The 23389-nt window shown below is 38.3% G+C and carries 19 protein-coding genes and 1 tRNA gene; 10 read left to right on the forward strand and 10 right to left on the reverse strand.

The genetic code is table 11. From position 1 onward, the window contains the following. Nucleotides 1-219 precede the first annotated feature (219 nt). The 3 genes from AC27GZ_RS12245 to AC27GZ_RS12255 all read left to right on the forward strand — a co-directional run bounded on the left by AC27GZ_RS12245 (nucleotide 220) and on the right by AC27GZ_RS12255 (nucleotide 5041). Entirely contained in the window at nucleotides 220-1986 is a 1767-nt protein-coding gene (locus AC27GZ_RS12245) for an NAD(P)/FAD-dependent oxidoreductase (RefSeq protein ID WP_487095448.1), read from the forward strand. A 135-nt stretch (nucleotides 1987-2121) separates the two neighbouring features. Beyond that, nucleotides 2122-2667 (forward strand): PEP-CTERM sorting domain-containing protein, encoded by a 546-nt coding sequence (locus AC27GZ_RS12250; protein ID WP_487095449.1) that lies wholly within the window; start codon nucleotides 2122-2124, stop codon nucleotides 2665-2667. Between the two features lie 271 nt (nucleotides 2668-2938). Then, nucleotides 2939-5041, forward strand: coding sequence for a protein kinase domain-containing protein (locus tag AC27GZ_RS12255; protein WP_487095451.1), 2103 nt, complete (start codon nucleotides 2939-2941; stop codon nucleotides 5039-5041). Between the two features lie 231 nt (nucleotides 5042-5272). On the opposite strand, the gene AC27GZ_RS12260 is transcribed toward AC27GZ_RS12255, so the two are convergent. The 6 genes from AC27GZ_RS12260 to rpsU form a co-directional block, all read right to left on the reverse strand. Continuing rightward, nucleotides 5273-5349 (reverse strand) — tRNA-Ile (locus tag AC27GZ_RS12260). Between the two features lie 201 nt (nucleotides 5350-5550). After that, complete coding sequence (locus AC27GZ_RS12265; protein WP_487095452.1) at nucleotides 5551-6192, reverse strand: outer membrane beta-barrel protein; 642 nt, start codon at nucleotides 6190-6192, stop codon at nucleotides 5551-5553. 96 nt (nucleotides 6193-6288) lie between these two features. Then, a complete protein-coding gene (gene rpoD, locus AC27GZ_RS12270; protein WP_487095454.1) occupies nucleotides 6289-8130 on the reverse strand; it encodes an RNA polymerase sigma factor RpoD in 1842 nt (613 codons plus the stop codon). A 171-nt stretch (nucleotides 8131-8301) separates the two neighbouring features. Next, nucleotides 8302-10062, reverse strand: a complete 1761-nt coding sequence (gene dnaG / locus AC27GZ_RS12275; protein ID WP_487095455.1) for a DNA primase — start codon at nucleotides 10060-10062, stop codon at nucleotides 8302-8304. Between the two features lie 146 nt (nucleotides 10063-10208). Next, a complete protein-coding gene (locus AC27GZ_RS12280; protein ID WP_487095456.1) occupies nucleotides 10209-10655 on the reverse strand; it encodes a GatB/YqeY domain-containing protein in 447 nt (148 codons plus the stop codon). A 43-nt stretch (nucleotides 10656-10698) separates the two neighbouring features. Further along, nucleotides 10699-10914 carry a 30S ribosomal protein S21 gene (gene rpsU / locus AC27GZ_RS12285; protein ID WP_487052425.1) on the reverse strand — a complete coding sequence of 72 codons (216 nt, stop codon included), beginning with the start codon at nucleotides 10912-10914 and terminating at the stop codon, nucleotides 10699-10701. A 234-nt stretch (nucleotides 10915-11148) separates the two neighbouring features. Between rpsU and tsaD the strand changes: the two genes are divergently transcribed. Next, nucleotides 11149-12210, forward strand: a complete 1062-nt coding sequence (tsaD, locus tag AC27GZ_RS12290; RefSeq protein WP_487095458.1) for a tRNA (adenosine(37)-N6)-threonylcarbamoyltransferase complex transferase subunit TsaD — start codon at nucleotides 11149-11151, stop codon at nucleotides 12208-12210. 118 nt (nucleotides 12211-12328) lie between these two features. Here tsaD and AC27GZ_RS12295 read toward each other — a convergent pair whose 3' ends face one another. The 3 genes from AC27GZ_RS12295 to plsY are packed head-to-tail and all read right to left on the reverse strand — an operon-like array spanning nucleotide 12329 to nucleotide 17159. After that, nucleotides 12329-15394: an efflux RND transporter permease subunit gene (locus tag AC27GZ_RS12295; protein WP_487095459.1), complete on the reverse strand. Its 3066-nt coding sequence runs from the start codon at nucleotides 15392-15394 to the stop codon at nucleotides 12329-12331. Then, nucleotides 15394-16521 (reverse strand): efflux RND transporter periplasmic adaptor subunit, encoded by a 1128-nt coding sequence (locus tag AC27GZ_RS12300; RefSeq protein WP_487095460.1) that lies wholly within the window; start codon nucleotides 16519-16521, stop codon nucleotides 15394-15396. Before AC27GZ_RS12300 ends, AC27GZ_RS12295 begins: the two co-directional genes overlap by 1 nt. A gap of 20 nt (nucleotides 16522-16541) precedes the next feature. Then, on the reverse strand, nucleotides 16542-17159 hold the full coding sequence (plsY, locus tag AC27GZ_RS12305) for a glycerol-3-phosphate 1-O-acyltransferase PlsY (protein ID WP_487095846.1): 618 nt from the start codon (nucleotides 17157-17159) through the stop codon (nucleotides 16542-16544). 124 nt (nucleotides 17160-17283) lie between these two features. Here plsY and folB point away from each other — a divergent pair, with 124 nt between their 5' ends. The 4 genes from folB to AC27GZ_RS12325 all read left to right on the forward strand — a co-directional run bounded on the left by folB (nucleotide 17284) and on the right by AC27GZ_RS12325 (nucleotide 19928). Continuing rightward, nucleotides 17284-17655 (forward strand): dihydroneopterin aldolase, encoded by a 372-nt coding sequence (gene folB, locus AC27GZ_RS12310; protein WP_487095462.1) that lies wholly within the window; start codon nucleotides 17284-17286, stop codon nucleotides 17653-17655. Next, on the forward strand, nucleotides 17655-18152 hold the full coding sequence (folK, locus tag AC27GZ_RS12315; protein ID WP_487095464.1) for a 2-amino-4-hydroxy-6-hydroxymethyldihydropteridine diphosphokinase: 498 nt from the start codon (nucleotides 17655-17657) through the stop codon (nucleotides 18150-18152). Before folB ends, folK begins: the two co-directional genes overlap by 1 nt. A gap of 64 nt (nucleotides 18153-18216) precedes the next feature. Continuing rightward, nucleotides 18217-19050, forward strand: coding sequence for an undecaprenyl-diphosphate phosphatase (locus tag AC27GZ_RS12320; protein ID WP_487095466.1), 834 nt, complete (start codon nucleotides 18217-18219; stop codon nucleotides 19048-19050). A 35-nt stretch (nucleotides 19051-19085) separates the two neighbouring features. Beyond that, nucleotides 19086-19928, forward strand: coding sequence for a tetratricopeptide repeat protein (locus AC27GZ_RS12325; protein ID WP_487095468.1), 843 nt, complete (start codon nucleotides 19086-19088; stop codon nucleotides 19926-19928). A gap of 103 nt (nucleotides 19929-20031) precedes the next feature. On the opposite strand, the gene zapE is transcribed toward AC27GZ_RS12325, so the two are convergent. Next, complete coding sequence (zapE, locus tag AC27GZ_RS12330) at nucleotides 20032-21147, reverse strand: cell division protein ZapE (protein WP_487095469.1); 1116 nt, start codon at nucleotides 21145-21147, stop codon at nucleotides 20032-20034. A gap of 168 nt (nucleotides 21148-21315) precedes the next feature. On the opposite strand from zapE, the gene AC27GZ_RS12335 reads away from it, so the two are divergent. After that, nucleotides 21316-21768 carry a Z-ring associated ZapG family protein gene (locus AC27GZ_RS12335; protein ID WP_487095470.1) on the forward strand — a complete coding sequence of 151 codons (453 nt, stop codon included), beginning with the start codon at nucleotides 21316-21318 and terminating at the stop codon, nucleotides 21766-21768. A gap of 194 nt (nucleotides 21769-21962) precedes the next feature. Further along, nucleotides 21963-23318, forward strand: coding sequence for a Do family serine endopeptidase (locus tag AC27GZ_RS12340; protein WP_487095471.1), 1356 nt, complete (start codon nucleotides 21963-21965; stop codon nucleotides 23316-23318). Nucleotides 23319-23389 lie beyond the last annotated feature (71 nt).

A 23389-nucleotide genomic window follows, 5' to 3' on the forward strand; every position in this document is an offset into this window, starting at 1 on the left:
TTCTACAACCTTCTAGCTTCTACCTGTGCAATTCTAACCCACAATATAGCAACACCAATCAAGAACTAAACTCTTCACCAAAAACTTGATTAAAACCAAACAAAAAACTCACAAGCAATTGAAAAATAATATAATTTATTTATGGTATTAATGGCAATCATCCTATAGTAAGCTATAGAAAACGCGCTAAAATAACCTTTAAATTTAATGGAAGACTCAATGCTTGATGTCATTATTATAGGTGGTGGTCCTGCTGGAACTACTGTTGCTTCATTATTAAAAAAATATAAACCAGAACTATCAGTAACAATATTTGAAAGAGACACCTTTCCTCGAGATCACGTAGGAGAAAGTCAATTACCCTCAATTAGTCCCATATTGGATGAAATGGGCGTTTGGGAAAAGGTTGAAGCGGCAAATTTTCCTATAAAAATTGGTGCGTCCTACACTTGGGGGAAGGACAATGAAAAATGGGATTTTGATTTTTATCCTGTTGAAGATTGGCAAGATGAGCCACGCCCATCAACTTATGAAGGGCAACGTAAATATACCGCATTCCAAGTAGATCGTGCTATCTACGATAATATCTTATTACGTCACAGTGAATCATTAGGTACTGAGGTACACGAAAATACGCGCATAAAAAACATACTCCGCGATGGCGATAGTATTACTGGAGTACAGCTCAATGACGACAGTATTGTAAAAGCAAAATATTATGTTGATGCGACAGGTGTCTCAGGGTTGTTTAGACGAACTTTTGATATTGAAAGTTGGGCACCTAATGAATTACGTAATATTGCCGTATGGGATTATTGGGAAAATGCAGATTGGGCCTTAGAAATAGGACAAGGCGCAACACGAGTTCAAGTAAGAAGTTTACCTTATGGCTGGATTTGGTTTATACCATTAGGGGAGACTCGCACATCAATTGGATTAATTTGCCCAGCAAGCTATTTAAAAGAAACAGGCAAGTCGGCAAAATCTCTTTACTTAGAAGCAATTAAAGAACAAAAAGATATTGCCAGTTTATTGGATAATGCTAAGCCAGAAGGCAATATTGGCATCACAAAAGATTGGTCTCATTTATCAGATAGGTTAACAGGCGATAATTGGTTTATTTGTGGCGAAGCCGCGGGATTTGCAGACCCCATATTAGCCGCAGGAATGAGTCTAGCTCATAGTTCTGCAAAAGAAGTCGCCTACACAATATTAGAGTTAGAGCATGGTTCACTTGATAAACAATGGCTTACTGAGCGGTACAATGATAAAACGCGGGATAATATTCAACAACATATCAAGTTTGCTCAATATTGGTATGCAGCCAATGGTTGCTTTACAGACTTAAAAGAAAACTGTGTTGCTATAGCAAAAGAAGCTGGCTTGCAACTAAGCCCTGAAAAGGCATGGCAATGGCTAAGTCAGGGGGGCTTTACTACAGAGCAATTAGGCTTAGCAACATTTGGCTCTTTTGATATCACCTCAACGCGACAGTTACTTACTAAATTTGATCGACATGATCGCTCAACCCAAATGAAGATTTCTGGTTTTAACAAGTTTAAGCTAAACACCAAAGGTGCGAAATCAACAATGGCAGGAAACCTTGTCAATGGCAGGATCATCCAAGTTCCCTGTATTAAGCGCGGTACAAATGTACTTCCCCAAGTTGGTTATTATCAAACCATAATCCAAATTTTAAAACAAACTTCCGATATCTCTGTTATTTTAAATGCACTGAAAACTAAAATAGCAAAAGAAATTCCGCCTGCTCGCCAGAGTTTAACATTTAGCGCTTGTATTCAAGCTTTAGAGGCTATGGCACAACAAAATTGGGTAGAGTGTAAAATCAATAAGAAAAAGCCAATAATCAATATTAACACGCAAGATTCTCGGCATATTAGAAGCAGTAAGCAAGCCGAAGAGGCAATTAAACAATCAAACAATTCAGATATCATTAAATCAAACATAACAACCCAACAAATATAGATATTAGTTGTCTGACTTTTTTACACTCACATTAAGGTATAACACGTAACTAGCTGAAAACAAAGACCTTTAAAGTGTGGCTTGAATATTGCTTGTTTAAAAGAAGATATGTAACCCATCTTAGGAAGTACAATTATGATCAAACAGAAGTTTTTAAAAACCTTATTACCTAGCTTGTTACTAACAGCAGGGTGTTATACAAATTTAGCCCACGCTGGGGTAATTGACATTACTGGTGAAGACTCAAATGGCATAGTAAATGAAATAAGCTACAACGAATCAGATACTGGTGCATTAGACTCTATTTCTTTTGATCTTAATGTCGAACACTTCAATGCATCATGGGGTAGCGAAACTGAAATATCACTGACGCATGTCGATTCAGGTTTTAGTAAATTATTTACTGGTGTAGATTTTGGTTGGGCAAATTCATCGGGAACCTATTCATATGTTGGTACTTTCGATGTATTAGATGGTCCTAGTAATATTGCAGGCGCATGGACTATAGGTTTGTCTGAAAGCTTTAATGATTACATTTTTGATGGTGATGACTATGTGGATTCAACCTTTAGGCAATCAACTATTACCCTCAACTCTACCCCTATTCCTGAGCCTACAACAACCGCCATATTTGCTTTAGGATTAGCTGGCTTAGGCTTTAGACAGCTAAGAAAAAAATAACCTGAGTACAAATATTAATTTTTGAAACGCACCAAACTAATACTTTGGTGCGTTTTTGTTTTAAGTCTTAAAAATCCGGCTTTTCACTTCACTACTCCAACCACAACTAAACATAAATCATTGATAAATTAGCTTTATCAATTTTAAAACGCTGTTAATATATTATTTTCAATTGATACAAAGATGTAAAAGGCTTCAGTTTTTCCTTTCACATGACTTCTTGTTATCAGCTACTTAAATTTCCGAAAAAACGTATAAAAGAGGCACATCAATGCAAGAAGTAAATTATCAATTACCTCCTGGGCATGAAATTGCTGAATTTAGAGTAATAGAGGTACTTGGCGAAGGCGGGTTTGGTATCACCTATAAAGCTGAAGATACTCGTTTACATCGTTTAGTTGCTATTAAAGAGTTTTTACCCGTCGACTTAGCGGCGCGTGCTCAAGACAGCAAAACAGTTATGCCGCGCACAAATGTGAGTGAAGATTATCAATATGGTTTAACAAAGTTTTTAGAGGAAGCGAGAACCTTAGCGACATTTAGCCACCCTAATATCGTCAGAATACATACCTTTATCGAGCTTAATGGCACAGCCTATTTAGTAATGGAATATGTTGAAGGTGAAGCACTCGATGAACACCTGAAAAAGATCCATTTCAATGGCAATATGAGTGAAGGGCGAATTCGAGAAATAATAGAACCTCTACTTGATGGTTTAGCAGAAGTACACAAGTCAGGCTTACTACATCGAGATATAAAGCCTGGTAACATTTATTTAAAAGCTAATGGCCAACCTATGCTGATAGATTTTGGTGCCGCGCGCCAAAGTATAGGTGAAAAATCTAAAAGCATGAGTGCTATCGTCAGTGATGGCTATGCACCTACAGAGCAATACAACACAAAAAGTAGACAAGGTGCATGGACTGATTTATACGCTATTGGTGCAGTTATGTACCATCTTATTGTGGGAGAAAAACCTGAAACCAGTAGTCATCGTCAGCATGAAATAAATGAAGATGAACCAGATCCTATTAAACCTTTACCAACTAACAACTACAGTCAATCCCTTATCAACACTATACAGGCTTGTTTAACCTTAAAAGCAAAACAGCGTCCTCAATCAGTCGTAGCTGTTCAACAACTACTCCGCCAACAAGATTCGCCTAAAACAAGCTTTGATACACCACCTGAAACAAAACCTGAGCCTGCTCCAGATCATGATGGTACCCGTAAAATAAACCGTGAGCCAAACAATGCTCACAGTAATGCAAACAACACATCAGTTGCGATTAAAAAATCAAAAACCGGCTTAATTAGCCTTTTAATAACCTTAACTGTCATCATTGCAGCAAGTATTTATGGTTTTACTCAAGGCTGGTTTACCAGTAGCCAAGAGCCACCCAAAGTAAAAATGGTGCCAATGCATCCACTTACGATAACCACCTCACCTAGTGATGCTTTAATTACTATCGATGGCATTGGTGATATAAAACAAGGGCAAGCAACCAAACTTAAATATGGCACTTACCAGGTCCATGTCAAAAAAGAAGGCTATGAATCAATCACTGAAAGTGTATTAGTAAACCAAGTTAACGGGCAAACAACCCATATTGATCTTATTAAAAAACCCATACCTGTTGGTCAACTAACCATTAACACAATTCCCGAAAACGCTAAAATAACCTTATTAGGTATTAAACCGAGCTATCAAGCTGGTATCGCTTTACCTATTGGTCAGCAACAAATAACCGTTAATGCAGAAGGCTATAAAAAAGTCACTCAAACACTCAACATTATCCAAGGTGAGAATACCGTAGATATAAAGTTAACCCCTCAAACGATACAAGAGCGCGTTGTTGGCTATTGGCAAGCCGATGCTTATTGGCTTTGGAATGACGAAATTGACGATGAAACAAAATATCCCATTGAAAACGCCCTTTTTTCATTCCCAATGGGAAGAGACGTACTTGAAATTAAAAATCTAGTGCTAAAAATATCAGCCAATAGTGAAATTATGTTATCTGCCAGTGCTACTAATGGCAAAGAATACTTTTACATTCCACAAAGTATTGCGGATGAAAGTGGAGATAATGATATAAAAACTAAAGGAATAAACCCCTTAGTTGATCACGGAAAATATACAGTTATAGTAGGAACTTTTGAATATGAAGGTGAAACTTATCCAGTAAATGAAGTGGAAATAACTGGTGCAGGTGAAAAGTTAAAGCTTCAATTCGAGTTTAAAGATAACCTGTTATTAGTTTATCTAGACGATAATGTATCTATTGGTTTTGCGAGAACAACTAAAGCGCGTTTTGTTTCTGCTGCCAATCAAAACACTCAAGAATATTTACAATCAAAATTAGCTCAGTAAATATTTTAATGAAGTAAAGCTGTTGATATAAAAGACTGATTCACTATGACTAAAGCGTATGGAGTACACATGCGCTTATACTACCTTCATGCGAAGTACCGCTATTTCTTAGAGCAATTACTAACAGCTACAATGTATTAGCAGCATTTACTTTACTAATTTAGAACTTAAGTTATTTTTAATAATAGGTTAACAGACGTTAGAAATGCTTTAGCGATGAATGAGTGAAAATGGTGGCCCCTCTGTGATTTGAACACAGGACCTACCGATTATGAGTCGGGCGCTCTAACCAACTGAGCTAAGGGGCCAAATTTTCTATTATATCGCGCGGCGCTCTAACCTCTAATACAAACGAAGCTAAGGGGCCATTTATAGAGTGTTTTACAAAGCTATTGTAAAACGGCGAGCAGTATAAGCATTTTTTATTTTATTGTCACCTTCTGAATATTATTATTTGCGTATTATTTGCTATTCGATTATTTCTTAGTCAATTTAAACGACTAAGGCAATCAGAAAACGAAGGTTACGCCAGCATTTACCTCGCTTTGTACCCACAAATCGCTAGAAATTGCTATATCACACCTTTCTTCATCACAAAATATACGACTGTTTGAATTAAAGAATGTTGCGTAAATTCGACCACCAAATCTAAAGCTTATATTCTCTGTAACAGGTATCTTGGTGGCAAGCCCTACATTCATTGAAAAACGCGTCTCTGTATCTAACAAAGCATCATCTGGTGATAAATGAGTTAAGCCTAAACCACCGGTTATATACAAAGGTACAGTACCTTTTGAAATAGGTACATTCCCCCCTATATGAGCATAAGTAACTGAGACATTATTATTGCTAATTGTACTACTATCAAATTGTGAGAATTCAGCACTATTATGTGTTACTAAAAATTCACCTTGACGCTTTTTATCAACGTTCCACGCAAATAGCACCCCATAATTAACTTCTTCTGTTAATTTAATAGTCGAGGTTATACCCGCTTCATCATCAGTTTTCGCATCAAAATTCCCACCAAATCGGTAACCTGCAAGCGGGGTAATCTCAAAACTACTGTCTTGTACTGCATAACTGTAATCAGCAGTAAAAGCTAACGTTCCTAATAATAGCAGTGTAAATATGCGTGATGTAAATGACATAAATGTCCTTTGAGTTTTAAAAATAAAAAAGAGTAAATTAGTTCAACTAACTTACTCTTTTTTGGGTTTATTTTAAATAGCTTTTAAGCGAATTTTTTACTCGCCATCTAAAAAGCTTTTTAGTTGCTCAGAACGAGATGGATGACGTAATTTACGCAGTGCTTTCGCTTCTATTTGACGAATACGCTCACGAGTAACATCAAACTGCTTACCAACCTCTTCCAAAGTATGGTCTGTATTCATATCAATACCAAAGCGCATTCTTAACACTTTAGCTTCACGAGCCGTTAAACCTGCAAGTACTTCATGAGTAGCACCTTTAAGGTTTTCTGAAGTAGCTGAATCAACCGGTAGCTCACCACTACCATCTTCAATAAAGTCACCTAAATGCGAATCTTCATCATCACCAATAGGCGTTTCCATTGAAATAGGCTCTTTAGCTATTTTCAATACCTTGCGAATTTTATCTTCTGGCATAATCATACGCTCAGCTAATTCTTCAGGTGTTGGCTCACGCCCCATTTCTTGTAACATTTGACGTGAAACACGGTTTAACTTATTGATGGTTTCAATCATATGAACAGGGATACGAATAGTACGTGCTTGGTCTGCAATAGAACGGGTAATTGCTTGACGAATCCACCATGTTGCATAAGTTGAGAACTTATAACCACGACGGTATTCAAACTTATCTACCGCTTTCATTAGACCGATATTACCTTCTTGGATTAAATCTAAGAACTGTAAACCACGGTTGGTATATTTTTTCGCAATTGAGATAACTAAACGTAAGTTAGCTTCAACCATTTCTTTTTTAGCGCGACGAGCTTTCGCTTCACCGATAGACATACGACGGTTAATATCTTTAATACCGTGAATGTTTAAATGAGTTTCTTCCTCAATTTGATTAAGTTTAAGAATACAGCGTTCAACGTCAAACTCTATGTCAGCTAATTTACTTGAGTAAGGATGACCCGCAGCTTTTTCAGCTTCAAACCAATCTTTAGAGGTTTCATTACCTGGGAATATTTTAATAAAAGTGGTTTTTGGCATGCCAGCACCCATAACACAGTGCTTCATGATCAAGCGCTCTTGCACGCGTAATCTATCCATCATGCCACGCATGTTTTTCACTAATTTATCAAATAACTTAGGAATTAAACGGAATTCTTTAAATACTTCAGCAACAGCATCAATCGCAGCTTCAGCATCTTTATGGCCTCGACCTTTAGCTTCAATTATTTTGTTTGCATTTTCATAAGCTTCACGTAAAGCAGTGAACTTTTCACGTGCTAGCTCTGGATCAACACCTGTATCTTCTTCTTCTTCATCTTCGTCATCTGAATCAGTGCTGTCTTCGTCATCAAGCTCTTCTTTTGATAACTCAGAGCCAACATGGGTTGCTGCAGCCGCAACATCTTCATCTTCAGCATCTGGGTCTAAAAAGCCAACGACAATATCAGACAATCGTAATTCTTCGGCTTCATAGTTATCCCACATTTCAAGTAAATAATTTATCGCGGGTGGGTATTCTGAAACACTTCGTTGTACTTCTTTAATACCTTCTTCAATACGCTTGGCGATTACGATTTCGCCTTTACGCGTTAATAACTCAACCGTGCCCATTTCACGCATATACATACGTACAGGATCGGTTGTACGACCAATTTCACTTTCTACTGTTGCAAGCGCCTGCGCCGCAGCTTCAGCCGCATCTTCATCTGTATTGGCCTCACTCATCATCAAAGTATCAGCATCAGGTGCATTTTCAAATACCTGAATACCCATATCATTGATCATACGAACAATGTCTTCTACTTGATCTGAGTCGATAATATCTTGTGGAAGATGATCGTTAACTTCTGCAAACGTTAAATAACCTTGCTCTTTACCTTTGGTTATTAACTCTTTAAGTCTTGATTGAGGAGCTTGTTCCATTGACGAGTGTCCACCTGTATATAATAAATAAGGGTAGCAATGCTAAGCACTAGTGCCGCATAACAAAGCCGCGAATTATAGCTAAATTTTTACGCTATTTCCAGTAATTAAAAAGTCTTCTTCGTCCTAATTGGAGGCTATTGTTTCATTCAAGTATAGCGGTTATTTTCACTAAGAGGCATTGAGTATAATTTGTAACTCTTGCTTCTCTTGTTGAGTCATTTTCCCTGTACGGGCTTTTTGAAGTAAAAACTCTGCTCGTTGTTCAACAAAATTATTGAGCAACTTTTCAATACTATCTAAAAAAACCTCTTCAGCGGCGTCAGCCTCAATGTGATGCTGCCAACACATTAGCTTGGCTAATTGTGTGCCTTGCTCTGTACCTCGAAAATATTCGAGTAACTGTGGTGTTTTAATTTCTGGATTATGCTTACACAAACTCAACAATTGATTTAATAGCGCAACACCAGGAATATCTAAAGGCTGTAATACTGAAATATCGGCTAGCGAATTGACTATATGGGGATGTTCTAACAATAATGCAATAGCTAATCTAACCGGTGTTACTTTAGTGTTCTTTTTAACCGCTTGCTTACTTGGGCTACTGGCATTCATTTTTTGTAATTCGCGCAGCCGCTTTTCACTGGTGACACTAAAACGAGATGCCATTTCATCAATAATTGCATTTTTTAAAATACTTTCTGGCATTTTCAATAAATAAGGCTGAAGTTTATCAATTAATGCCACCTTTTCTTCGGTGCTATTAACGGGGTTATCTTCTAAAAATTTATCAAAAATAAACTGAGAAAGTGGTGTTGCTTGCGCTAGGATATTTTCAAAAGCTTGCTGCCCTTTAGAGCGAATGAGCGAATCAGGATCTTCGCCATCAGGCACAAAAACAAACTTTAATGAAAAGCCATCGCGCATATAAGGTAAGGCATTTTCCATTGCCCGCCATGCTGCATCTCGCCCTGCTCTGTCGCCATCGTAACAACAAATAACTTCTTTGACGGTACGAAATAGAGTTTGCAGTTGCTCAGATGTTGTTGCTGTACCTAGAGAGGCTACGGCATACTCTACGCCATGTTGAGCTAAAGCAACTACATCCATATAGCCTTCTACAACGACTAAGCGTTCAAGACTTTTATTGGCTTGTTTTGCTTCATAAAGGCCATATAATTCTTGCCCTTTATGGTAAATTCGTGTTTCTGGCGAGTTCAAATATTTAGGCTTTTCATCGCCTAACACCCTGCCACCAAAACCGATCACCCGTCCACGCTTATCGCGTATTGGAAACATGATTCGGCCTCGAAATCTATCATATGGCCTATTTTTATCTCCTTGAATAGCCATCCCTAAATCAACTAATTGTTGATTCGCTTGGCCATTAGCAGAAAATACTTTCATCATGCCATCCCAAGCATCACTGACATAGCCCATACCAAAGCGTTTAACCACTTCACCACTTAAGCCGCGACCTTTTAAGTAATTAACAGCAACATCTTTATCTTGTGCTACTTTTAGCTGTTGTTGGTAAAATCGACTGATTTGACTCATCAGATCATAGTCGTTTTGCTTTTGCTGATAAATTTGTTGTTGTCGGCGCTGCTCTGCCGGGCTAGCAGTATTTTCCTCACGTACCACTTCTATACCGCAGTGGCTTGCAAGCTCTTCTATAGCATCGACAAAATCTAAACGATCAAATTCCATTAAAAATGAAATAGCGTTACCGTGCTCGCCACAACCAAAGCAGTGATAAAATTGCTTATCTTGGCTTACCGTAAAAGATGGGGATTTTTCATTATGAAAGGGACAACAGGCTTGGTAATTTTTACCTGCTTTTTTTAAAGGCACTCGGGCATCAACAAGTTCAACAATATCAGCACGAGCTAATAAATCATCAATAAATTGTCGAGAAATGCGTCCGGCCATAAAATTAATAATTACCTGTGATAAAAAAGAAAGTATTTATTGTACACAAAATAAATTGCAACGCTTAAGAATGTCAATTTTTAGAGAATAAAAAACCGTAATAACTGAAGTTATTACGGTTTTATCGAAATCACATTGACAACTATCTATGCGTTTAAGCTTGCTCTAACTTGGGTGCTTACTGCGCCCATGTCTGCTTTACCTTGCATTAATGGTTTTAATACTGCCATTACTTTACCCATGTCAGCCATTGAAGCGGCACCAGTATCTGTAATCGCATTATTTATGAGTTCTTTAATTTCTGTTTCGTTAAGTGGCTGAGGAAGAAAAGACTCTAATACCTTAACCTCTTCAGCTTCTTTCACTGCTAATTCTTCACGGCCACCTTCACTAAACATTTTGATAGACTCTTTACGTTGCTTAACCATTTTGGTTAATACCGCAAGAATATTCTCATCTGTTGCTTCGGTGTTATGATCAATCTCAGCTTGTTTAACTGCAGATAATGCCATACGAATAACCCCAAGACGTAATTTGTCTTTGGCGCGCATGGCATTTTTCATTTCATCTTTGAGTTGAATTAGAAGTGACATCTAATAGGCTCGAAGGTTACTAAGGGAATTCTAAAAAGAATTCTTAGTACATGCGAATGCGACGTGCATTCTCACGAGAAACTTTTTTAGCAGCACGTTTAACAGCAGCTGCTTTTTTACGCTTACGTTCCCAAGTCGGCTTTTCATAACATTCGCGACGACGAACTTCTGAAAGGATTCCTGCTTTTTCACATGAACGTTTAAAACGACGTAATGCTACGTCAAATGGTTCATTTTCTCTTACTTTAATTACTGGCATGTACTTTTTTACCTTAGTCTATATCTATATAAATCGGCGTTGGACTTCAGTTTTACTGACTTTCTTGCTAAATAAAACCTTATCTACACCCGCTCTATTAAAAATGGGTGACGTATTCTACTGCTAAGCACTTAACGATGTAAAGGTTAATTTCATCGACTAAGTAAATAAACTAGCGAAATACGCATAGTACAGGTAAAATCGCCCCACTTTTTAATTGATACTTTACAACTTATGCGAATTTTAGGTATTGAAACCTCATGTGATGAAACAGGTATTGCTATTTATGATGATGGCGAAGGCGATCTCCCCAAAGGGATAGTATCGCATCGATTATATAGTCAAATAGCCGTTCATGCCGATTATGGTGGAGTTGTTCCAGAACTTGCCTCTCGAGATCACGTTCGCAAAACGATCCCATTAATTAAAGAAGTGTTAGCGGATGCCAACCTGACGCCACAAGATTTAGATGGCGTAGCTTACACTGCTGGCCCAGGCTTAGTCGGAGCATTATTAGTAGGCTGTTCTATTGGTCGAAGCTTAGCTTATGGTTGGGATTTACCTGCCGTACCAGTACATCATATGGAAGGCCATTTGTTAGCTCCTATGCTAGAAGATGATGTGCCTGACTTTCCTTTTGTCGCCTTATTAGTATCAGGCGGACACACTATGTTAGTGCGGGTTGATGCAATTGGAGAGTATAAGTTACTTGGAGAGTCGGTTGATGATGCAGCTGGAGAAGCATTTGATAAAACGGCAAAACTGCTTGGTTTAGATTACCCTGGCGGTCCTGTACTCGCAAAAATGGCTGAGTCTGGTGTGCCAAATCGTTTTAAACTGCCACGCCCTATGACCGACAGACCCGGCTTAGATTTTAGCTTTAGTGGTTTAAAAACTGCCGCTGGAACTTTAGTAAGACAAGAGTGTGGGACGGTTGATGAACAAAAGCTATCTGATGTTGAGCTTAAACAAACGCATGCAGATATCGCCCTAGCCTTTCAACAAGCAGTAGTTGATACGCTGGCAATAAAATGTAAACGGGCATTAAAACAAGAGAACTTAAATCGTTTAGTCATTGCTGGCGGGGTAAGTGCTAATACTTCGTTGCGTGAAAAATTAGCCGAAACTACCAAAAAGTTAGGTGGCAGTGTTTTTTATCCTAGACCAGAGTTTTGTACTGATAATGGTGCCATGATTGCTTATGCAGGTTTACAGCGTTTAAAAGCGGGGACCGATGCCGATTTAATGTTCAAAGCCAAACCTCGTTGGTCGTTAGACTCTCTTCCTGCAGTGTAAGCAAAAGAGCTGTACTCTATCTGCTCTTAAGATTTAATCAAACATTACCATTAACAATTGCTGACTAGTAACTAAGTATCTCGATAATTCAGTAACTAGTCAGCGTTTACGCTAATCCTTAAGCGACTTCTTTACGCCCTAACTGCAGTAAACTCGGTAAGAAAATCAAAGTAAAAATTGTACTAACACTCATGCCACCAACAATAACAGCTGCAATGCCGCGATATAATTCAGCACCGGCACCGGGTACCAACAATAAAGGTAACATGCCACAGATACTGGTTAACGTGCTCATCAGGATAGGTCTTAGTCTTAATCTTACCGCTTGCTCAACTGAGTCATGACGAGATAAACCGTCCTTCTCACCTAACCGTGTTTGATATACCAATAAAATCGCATTATTCACAACAAGGCCAAGTAAAATAACAAACCCTATCATGGTCAGTAAATCTAATGGCTGAAAAATTATAAGGTTAGTTAACTGTAAAAAGCCAAGACCACCAATAGTCGCCAGTGGAATGGTTAACACAACCAGCAAGCTATCTTTAAACGATTGAAATAATGCTGACATTAACAGATAGAGAATAACCAAAGCTAAAACAAAACTTTGACTCATGCTTGTTAAAGCTTCCGTTAACGCTTCAGCACTACCTCGATAATTAACAGTAGAAGTATCTGCACCATCTCCCATAGAGTCTGCAGATAAAGCTTCCATAATAGCTGGCTCAGCATTTGTTTTAATTTGTGCTATCGCTTCTTCTAAACTTAAGTTGTCAGGTGGTGTCACTTGTAAGGTAATTGTACGCTGCCTGTTAACACGTCGAATAGAACTAGGCCCAGCGGTTCTCTCAATATTAACTAACTCGCCAACTTGTTGAATGCCCGCATTAGGGGTATATAAAGGAATTGCGGCTAATTCTTCTGGTGTTTGCCAATCAGTGGCGCGAAGAAAAACATCAAGACGTTTTTGACCATTAAAATAATCTCCCACATATAAACCCGTTCCTAAAGACCGTGAAATGGCAGAAACTTCAGAACGAGTCCAGCCCGCTTCAGCCATACGCCTTTCATTAGGGATCATTCTTAACTCTGGCTCAGCAAGCGTTAAACTAGGTGATGGCTGAATTTGTGCACCGGGTAGCGTTTGGCTAATCATACCGTAGCCCATTCGAGCAGCTTTAAGTAAAACATCAACATCATTACCTTGGATATCAACATCTATGCGCCTGCCACCACCCAAGTTTTGAAATATCTGTGCTTGTGAGGCAAAGGCCATAGTATCAGGAAAGCCTCGCAGAAATTCTGTATTAATAATTTGTATTATCTTGCCAATATCATCTGCATCTTCAGCATGACCGCCCATAAAACCAAAGCTGCCAAAAAAGCCCATCCAAGTGTGGGCAATTTTAGGCTCTTTTTCACCACTTAAGTATGGTTCTATTCTACGGTTAATCTCATCACTCATTTCAAAACGCGCAGCAGGATAACTTAACCCTGGTGGTGGCATAATAAAAGCTTGAAATTGGTTTTGATTGCCTTTAGGTAAATAGTCAATTTCAGGAAAAAGTAACCAACTACCACTAAAAGAAATAAACATTAAACCAAAGATCCAACTAAAGCGTTTTGCTGGCGAACTAGTAATACGCATTATGCCTTTGGTTATGTTGCGCCACCAATGAGCATGTGGGTCAACTTCATTTACTTGTGTTAATAATTTGCGCGCAGCGGTAGGTAAAACGGTTACCGCAATGATCAATGACGCCACAATAGCTACCGCAATAGTAATAGCTAAATCAGCAAATAATTGCCCTGACACGGCTTCTAAAAATGCAATAGGTAAGAAAATTGCCACGGTAGTAACGGTAGAAGCAATGAGAGCTCCCCAAACCTGTGTAGCCCCTTTTAACGACGCATTTTCGGGCGCTTCTCCTTTTTCTCTTAGCCGAACAATATTTTCTAACACCACAATAGCCGCATCAAGTACCATCCCCACCGCAAAAGCTAAGCCAGCCATAGAGATAATGTTGAGCGTTCTACCCGTGATATACATCACCACTAAGGTGACAATTAACGAAATAGGTATAGCAATAGCTACAATTAACGTTGCTCTAAACTTTCTTAAAAACCACCAGAGAACAATGATAGCTAAAGCGATCCCCATCAATAAATTGTTTCGCACTAGATTCATTGAGCGGTTTATGTAAATCGTTTCATCTGACATCTGGATCATTTGCAAGCCTGCACGCTTTAAAGGCCCTTCATTGAGCTCTTTCATCGCCGCTTTCAGGTCTGTCATTACATCTATGACATTCACCCCTATCTCTGCCCTTGCGTTCATTGCAATAGCAGGCTCACCATCAAGTGTTAAAATACCCGTTCTATCCTGTAACGCTTGTTCAACAATCGCTACATCGCGCAAAAGTACTGGTTCACCATCTCGCCACTCTAAAACCATTTCCGCCAATTGCTCGGCATCGTATTTACCCGAAAACCTTAAGGTATATTTTCTTCGCCCAACCTCATTAAAGCCACCAGAGCTATCACTATTATTAGCTAAGGTACTTGCCAGCTCAGGAATATTTAATCCTAACGCGGCAGCTCGATATGGATCAAAGGTGATCCTTAATTCTGAAGATAAACCACCAAAGGCATTGGTTTTTGCAATGCCTTTAACACGTTCCATACGTGTTTGAATAACCTCTTCGACATAATCTTGATAACTAACAATGTCACGCTCATTATCTGGCAAAGGTTTTAATGCGAACCATGCAATGGCATCAAATGTTCTATCGCCACCAACAGAGATTACTGGCTCTGTTGCATCAGCAGGATAATTAGGCACCTGATTAAGCGCATTCATGGCATCAATTAAAGCTCGATCTAAATTGACCCCTGATTTATAACGCAGGGTTATATTGCCAGAGCCTTGACTAGAGTTTGATGTAAGTAAATCTAAACCTTGCAAACCTTTGAGCACATCTTCTTGTCGCTCAATGATTTCCGCTTCCATTTCTTCTGGTGCTGCAGATCGCCAAAACGTTGAGATACTAATTTCTGGCTTACTGATATCAGGCGTTAGCTGTACGGGTAATTTCGATAAGCTAATAACACCAAATAACGCAACCATTAAGACAGCAACGATAACTGCTGTAGGGTTTTTTAGCGCTGGTGATGTTAAATTCATTATTTACCACCTGGCTGTTTACTTCCAGGCTGATTACTACCTGAGATCAGCTCATGATTATTTTCTTTGATAGCGACCCCTTGACCACTTTGTAAACGCTCTGCACCGCGAATAACAATCAAGTCACCTTCATTAAGTTCTGTTGTCGATGAAGCACTAGAGATAGCAACAAAGCCATCCATGCCCACACCTACCTTCACAGGTACCTGCTCTGCTGTAGCTTGCTCAGCCGTTTTATTTATTCGGAAAATACTGGCGCCTGAACGGCGCAGCACTAACGCATCACGAGGCACAGCTAATGAGACTGTACTTGGGCCATTAGCAACTTTAGCTTTAATGTTTAACCCAATTGGCCAGTCAAAAGTAGACATATCCAAACGAACTTCCATCAAATGAGAGCGAGCATTAGCAACAGGCACTAAGGTTTTGATATCAGCAAAACCAGAGCCTAGCGGTGATTCAACCGCAAGTTGTTTTGCTTCTTTTAAAAATTGATAAGCAACAATAGGCGCAAACACAGTGGCTTCACTGTTAAGGGTTTCAACAAGGCGCACTATGGCACTACCGTTGTTCACATACTCACCTAAGCTCGCAATGCGCTGTGCGACTATGCCTGAAAATGGCGCTTTTAGTTGTGTGTAGGCTAAATCTTGTTGTGTTCTTGCTAATCGTGCCTGAGCGGCAACCACTTCACCTTTAGCAATATCTCTCTCAGAAATAGTTTTATCAAGTTCTGTTGCCGGCGATAATTTTTGTTCAAAAAGTTTCGTTTTGCGTATAACCTCTGCTTCTAAATAACGTAAATGGGCTTGGCTATTTAACACATTAGCCTGTTCTTCTTTAAATTGAATTTGCAACTGTTTATCGTCAATGCGGGCGATAATATCACCTTTGTTAACACGAGCACCGATAGCAGCTAAGCTAATTAATCGCCCAGAAATTTCAGCCGCAATACTGGAGTCATTTTGACTTACCACAGTACCTGATACCCACACAACAGGAGCAAGAGACATTTTTTTCGCCACCTCCACATTTACACTTGCAGGTGGAAACTGTTGCGCAAGCAGCAATTGCGAGTAAGAAAATGTCAGTATAAAAAATAACAAGGCTTGAGTGATTGTTTTCATAAAATCCCTATGAAAGTACATTACTTTTTAAATTTAATGTTAGTTGAAATTTTGCTTTCTGTGCCTTTAAGTAGGCGAAAAATATTATCTTTATGTCTAAATATAATTAAACCTGACAACATCAGTGTTGGATAGACGTAAATTGGCTTAAGTAAAAAAACATAAAACGGCGCCAAAGATACAGTCACAATAGCCGCAAGGCTTGAGTATTTTGTTATTTTAGCCACACTGATCCAAGTTAAAATTAATAAAGCCCCTAAGCCTAATCCTATAGGTAACAATGTTCCTAAAGCAGTAGCAACTGCTTTACCCCCTTGGAAGTTAAAAAATACTGGGTACATGTGGCCTAAACAAGCAGCTACACCAATAAACCCAAGGTATAACGGCTCTTTTTCACCCAAATAAGCGTATAGAAAATAACTTCCCCACACTGGAACAGTACCTTTTAAAATATCTAAAAATAATACTACCGCGGCAGTAAGCTTGTTACTCATTCTCAACACATTTGTTGCACCGGGGTTATTAGAACCTGTCGTTCTAGGATCAGGTAAGCCTAATAACCGACATATTAAAATGGCACTAGAAATTGAACCTATTAAATAGGCAACAACAATCATGGCAAAGGTTAATAGCAGCATAGAGAAAGAAATTTTCAAATATTTAACAATATTATTCATTCTATCTTGTTAACTGCTAGTTTTTCTACTGTCACGCAGGTAAACTCGCATTTTATTTTGTAATAATTGTTAATAGCAGACAGAAATGGATAAAGTTTTTATTAAAGGGTTGCATATTCAAACCACCATAGGTTTTTTTCAATGGGAAAAAGAAATAAAACAAACACTTGTTATTGATGTTGCTATGGCATGGGATACTGCTCAAGCAGCAGAAAATGATGAATTAGCAAAAACATTAGATTATGCAGAAATTTCAACTGCTATTGAAAAGTTTGCTAATGAAAACCCTGTCGATTTATTAGAAACCCTTGCTGAACGTATGGCAACTTTTTTAATGACTGATTACCATATTCCGTGGTTGCAACTTAGCATTGGCAAACCCGGCGCTGTTCATAATGCTGACACCGTTGGTGTTGAAATTGAACGTGGTCAGTTACCTCAAGTTCAATCAAACTAATGACAGACATATACATATCATTAGGCAGTAATGTCGACCGCGAATACCATATAAAGTGTGCCCTTGAATCACTCGCCAATGATTTTAATATCCCATTTACATCACTGAAACTATCATCACTTTTTGAAAGCGAAGCCATTGGCTTTAGCGGTAAACCTTTTTACAATATGGTAGTTGCCTTTAAATGCCAACATAATCTTGCACAAGCTGCAATGATGTTACGTGATATCGAGTACCGCTATGGACGCAGTGTTAATGCCAAAAAATTTAGCCCTCGTACTTTAGACCTTGATATTTTACTCTTTGGCGATTTAATTACTGACACGCCAGCACAACTGCCAAGAGATGAAATTGATAAAAATGCTTTTGTATTATTGCCATTAAGCGAATTAGCACCTGAGTTACACCACCCAGTGCTTAATAAAAGCTATCAAGAGTTATGGCAAGATTATGATAAAAGCACACAAAAATTAAACATTGTTGAAAACTGTTGGTAACAAAACACTTTCAGACAATTTAAAATAAGTTTATATAACTAATTTAACGAAAACAAAGGATGACATGAGTACTTTAGAAATTATTATTTTGGCGTTACTGCAAGGATTAACAGAGTTTTTACCTATTTCAAGCTCTGCGCATTTAATACTGCCATCACAACTTTTAGGTTGGCAAGATCAAGGACTTGGCTTTGATGTTGCCGTACACGTAGGTACATTATTAGCGGTAATGATGTATTTTCGAAAAGAGCTCGGTGCTATGGCTGTTGCTTGGTTAGGTACTCTCAACATTGGTCCTGCTAAAAGTAGCCAAAATGAACAAACACTATTTGAAGGCAAATTAGCCTGGTGGATAATTTTCGCGACAATTCCTGCTGGCCTTTTTGGCTTATTTGGTAAAGACTTTATTGAAATGCATTTGCGCTCCGCTTTAGTCATAGCAGCAACTACTATTTTATTTGGTTTTTTATTAGGTTTTGCCGATGTTAAAGCAGGCCATCGAGTCACTCATAAGCCCATTGAAAAATTAGGCTTTAAAGGAGCAATGTTAATTGGCTTAGCACAAGCGATAGCCTTGATACCTGGCACATCTCGTTCAGGTATCACCATGACTATCGGCCTAATGTTAGGTTTATCTCGCGATAATGCCGCACGCTTTTCTTTTTTACTATCAATACCAGCTATTGCGATGGCAGGCAGCTATTTAACTTTAAAATTGGTTTTATCCGCTGAAGGTGTTGACTGGCAGGCCATAGGTTTAGGCAGCTTGGTTGCCTTTATAAGTGCTTATGCCTGTATTCATTACTTCCTTATTCTCTTGAATAAATTAGGTATGATGCCTTTTGTTATTTACCGACTCGTTTTGGGTTTTGGTTTATTATGGTTCATTCTTGGCTAATTACCGTTTATAAAGGCACATAAAGTAAATAAATTATGATTTCAATAACGCTAGAAAACTTTCAGCAGGTAGTACTGGAAGAGTCAAAAAACAAATTAGTCTTAGTTGCTTTCTGGGCTGAACAAATCCCCGAGAGTGTTGAGTTAAGGGATAAATTAGCCGCTAAAGTGGCACCTTTTGAAGCACAGATGCTAATGGCCACTGTTGATTGTCAAACACAGCAGCAAATCGCTCAGCAATTTGGTATTCAGGGTTTACCAACCGCTGTATTGGTAAAAGATGGTCAACCGATTGATGGTGTATCTGGGCCACAAACCGATGAGACCATTGCCACTTTTTTAGATAAACATTTACCGAAACAAGAAGATATTCTGTTTAGCCAAGCCCAAAGTTTATTAGCAGAAAGCAATTTTAGCGAAGCACTTAACGTTATTAAGCAAGCTTATGCACTTGATAATGAGCGTGCTGATATTAAATTGCTAATGGCTGATGTAAATATTCAGCTTGGTAAAATTGAGGATGCACAAGATCTCATTGACAGCATAAAAATGGTAGATCAAGACAGTTATTATCACGCATTACTTGCTAAACTTGAACTTGCTAGCCAAGCTGCTAATTCTCCAGAAATTCAAGCTTTAGAAGCAAAACTTGCCAATAATCCAGATGATATAGAAATAAAGCATCAACTCGCCGCGCAATATAGCCAAGTGAATCGTCATGAGGATGCTTTAAAAATATTATTTCGATTAGTTCAAGCAGGTAATACTGAAACAAAAGAAGAAAGTAAAAGGCTGCTGTTAGATGTGCTAAAAGCTTTACCTGATGGAGATCCTATCGCCACTCAGTATCGCCGTAAGCTTTATACATTAATGTATTAAAACTTTTTAACGCTAGTGCACACTCCTTTCATTGTCTATGTTAAATATTAACTGTTGGGCTTATTGTCATTGGTAAGCTCAACATTGAACTTAATGAAAACCTTTAAGGTAAGTGCTCACTCGCTAAATAATCATGAGATTGCATTTCTTGTAAACGACTTAAACAACGTTTAAATTCAAAAGCTAAATTACCGCCGCTGTACAAATCTTCAAGCGCCGTTTCAGCAGAAATAATCAGTTTCACGTTTCGTTCATAAAACTCATCAACCATGGCAATAAAGCGTCTGGTGCTATCATCACTCTCTCTGCCCATTTGCTTAACATTGGCTAAAAGTACGGTGTTAAATAATTGGCTAATTTCCATATAATCACTTTGACTACGTGCACTTTCACACAACACAGAGAAATCGAAATACACCACACCATCAGAAACTAAAACAGTTTCTAACTGTCGATTATTAATTTCAATCGAAGTGCCCGCTTTACCTACTTCGCAGGCAAGCTGTTTAAAATAGTGATGCAGATTATCATTGGCCTCCTGATCGAGAGGGTAATGATATATTTCAGCCTGCTCTAAGGTACGCAAACGATAATCAACCCCACTGTCAACATTCACAATCTCAGTATGCTCATTGATCAATTTAATCGCAGGTAAAAAACGTTCTCGCTGCAAACCATTACGGTACAATTCATCAGGAATAATATTAGATGTAGCGACTAGAGTTACGTTGTGAGCAAACAGTTCTTCAAACAAAGTACCTAGAATCATCGCATCGGTAATATCGGAAACAAAGAACTCATCGAAGCAAATAATACGCGTTTCTTGGGCAAACTTTTTCGCAATAATTTTTAGTGGATCTGATTGCCCAGTTAATAACTTCAATTCTTGATGAACACGATGCATAAAACGATGAAAGTGAACACGCATTTTATTTTCAAACGGTAGGCAATCATAAAAGGTATCAACTAAATACGTCTTACCTCGACCAACTCCCCCCCAAAAATACAAGCCCTTAACCGGCTTGATTTCAGGTTTGGCGTAAACTTTTTTCCAGCGATTTAACACCTTCTTAAACGTCGAGACTTCAACAGGTTTATATTGAAGATCTTCATAAAGTCGTTGCAAGTGTTTCACGGCGTTTTCCTGTGCCGCATCAAAAAGAAAGTCTTCTCGAGTCAAATCTTGTTTATACTTAGCGATAGGAGAAAGTTTTATCATGAAAGAACCATATTTTTTGGTATTTATATCTATTAGCTGCTTGAAAAAGAAAATATTACTAACATATTCTTTATATAGGTGTGTTAAAACTATATTATTGTAAACTATAACATCGTTATATTTAACACATAGCCATTATTATATTTCCAATTGATCAAAGGTAAACTTATGACCCTAGTAACCGCTTTAATTATTTTCATTATTGGTACCATTGTTGGCTTCTTAGCTAATCATTTTTTAGCCTCTTCAAATCAAGAGCAACGTAAATTAGCTGAACAAGTTAGTAAAAGTGAAGCTGCTTTAGCGCAATATAAATTAGATGTTGCTGATCATTTAGAGAGCTCAGCCAACCTACTTGATCAAATGAACTCAACTTGCCAAACAGCAATGAAACAAATGGAGGAAAGTACACAATTGCTGCAGCGCGCAACACATACTGATGCTGAAGGCATGCCTTTCTTCTCGCAAGAGACCCAGCAACAATTAGCGCAAACAGCAGGTTTACGTCATCAAAAACGTGCATCAAAAGAAGTACAAATGGCGACTGAAGCTCCGTTAGATTATTCAGGAGAAGCAAGTGGTTTATTCATTGATGAAAAAAAAGCATCAAATGCTGAGTGATATTTAACGTAACCGTAAAAACCTTTCCGAAATAAAGTGTTACAAATAGCAAGCTAGCAAAGAGGAACTTAGTTAGTTTGCTTATGTCTATTTTCAAGTCTGTTTATCTTCACTTTTGTGCCAATGACGCATTGTTGAATAATTGAATTTAGTGAAGATAAAAATCTTTTAACATTTTAGGAGAACGCTTTCATATGAAAAAAGTATCTTTTGCTCTTAATGCAGTAATCCTTTCCGCAACATTATCATTAATCAGTGCCCCCGCTATGGCTGTTTGGCCTAGCTCAGTGGACGGACAAACAATGCCTAGTCTGGCACCTATGCTTGAAAAATCTACGCCGGCAGTCGTGAGTATCGCGGTAAAAGGTACCCATGAAGTAAAACAAAACGTCCCAAATATTTTTAGATTTTTCGGTAACCCTAATCAGGGGCAAAGCCCTTCACAACAGCGTCCTTTTCGAGGTTTAGGCTCAGGTGTCATTATTGATGCTAAAGAAGGTTATATAGTGACTAATAACCATGTTATTGAAAAAGCCGATCAAATTACCATTACGTTAAAAGATGGTCGTCAATTAGAAGCTAAAAAAATTGGCTCTGATGCTGATAGTGATATTGCGCTACTACAAATTGACGCTGACAATCTAACAGAAATTAAAATTGCCGATTCTGATAAATTACGTGTTGGTGATTTTGCTGTCGCAATCGGTAGCCCTTTCGGTTTAGGACAAACAGTTACCTCAGGTATTGTCAGTGCCCTTGGTAGAAGTGGTTTAGATATTGAAAATTATGAAGATTTCATTCAAACAGATGCCGCAATTAATAGTGGTAATTCAGGTGGCGCTTTAGTTAATTTACGCGGAGAGTTAATTGGTATCAATACAGCCATTTTAGGACCTAATGGCGGCAATATAGGTATCGGTTTTGCTATTCCAAGTAACATGATGCATAACCTAGTTAAACAAATCATTGAATTTGGTGAAGTTCACCGTGGTGTTCTAGGTGTTTCCGGTCGTAGTGTGAATAGTGAAATAGCTAAAGCAATGGAGCTTGAAACAAACCAAGGTGGCTTTATAGAACAAGTCGTTCCTGATTCTGCCGCCGATGAAGCAGGTATCAAACCTGGCGATGTGATTGTCAAAGTAAACGGGAAGAAAGTTAAAACGTTTAACGAACTGCGTGGAAAAATTGGTTCAATTGGCGCAGGTAAAGAGGTTGATTTAACGATTATTCGTGATGGCGATGAAAAAGAACTTACTGCCAAATTAAAGCAGTCACAAGTTAGCAATGTTGCCTCAAAAACAATTCACCGTATGTTTGAAGGTAGTAAGTTAGAAAATAGTAGCCAAACTAAAGGCGTCAGTATTAGTGACGTTGCAGATGGCTCTCCTGCACAAATGGCAGGCTTTCAATCTGGTGACCTAATTATTGGCGTTAATAGAACGCGTATTAGCAATATTGCTGAGTTACGCAGTTACTTTAAAGACCGAAAAGGGCTTTTCATCGTCAACATTATTCGAGATAACACTCCACAGTATTTATCCATTCAGTAGATATTACAAGGTTACTCTTATACCAAGTTGATTAAGTTCTTTCCCACTCAGCGAGAATTAAAAGGCTTAGA

This window comes from Colwellia sp. SU-HH00943, from assembly GCF_057546125.1.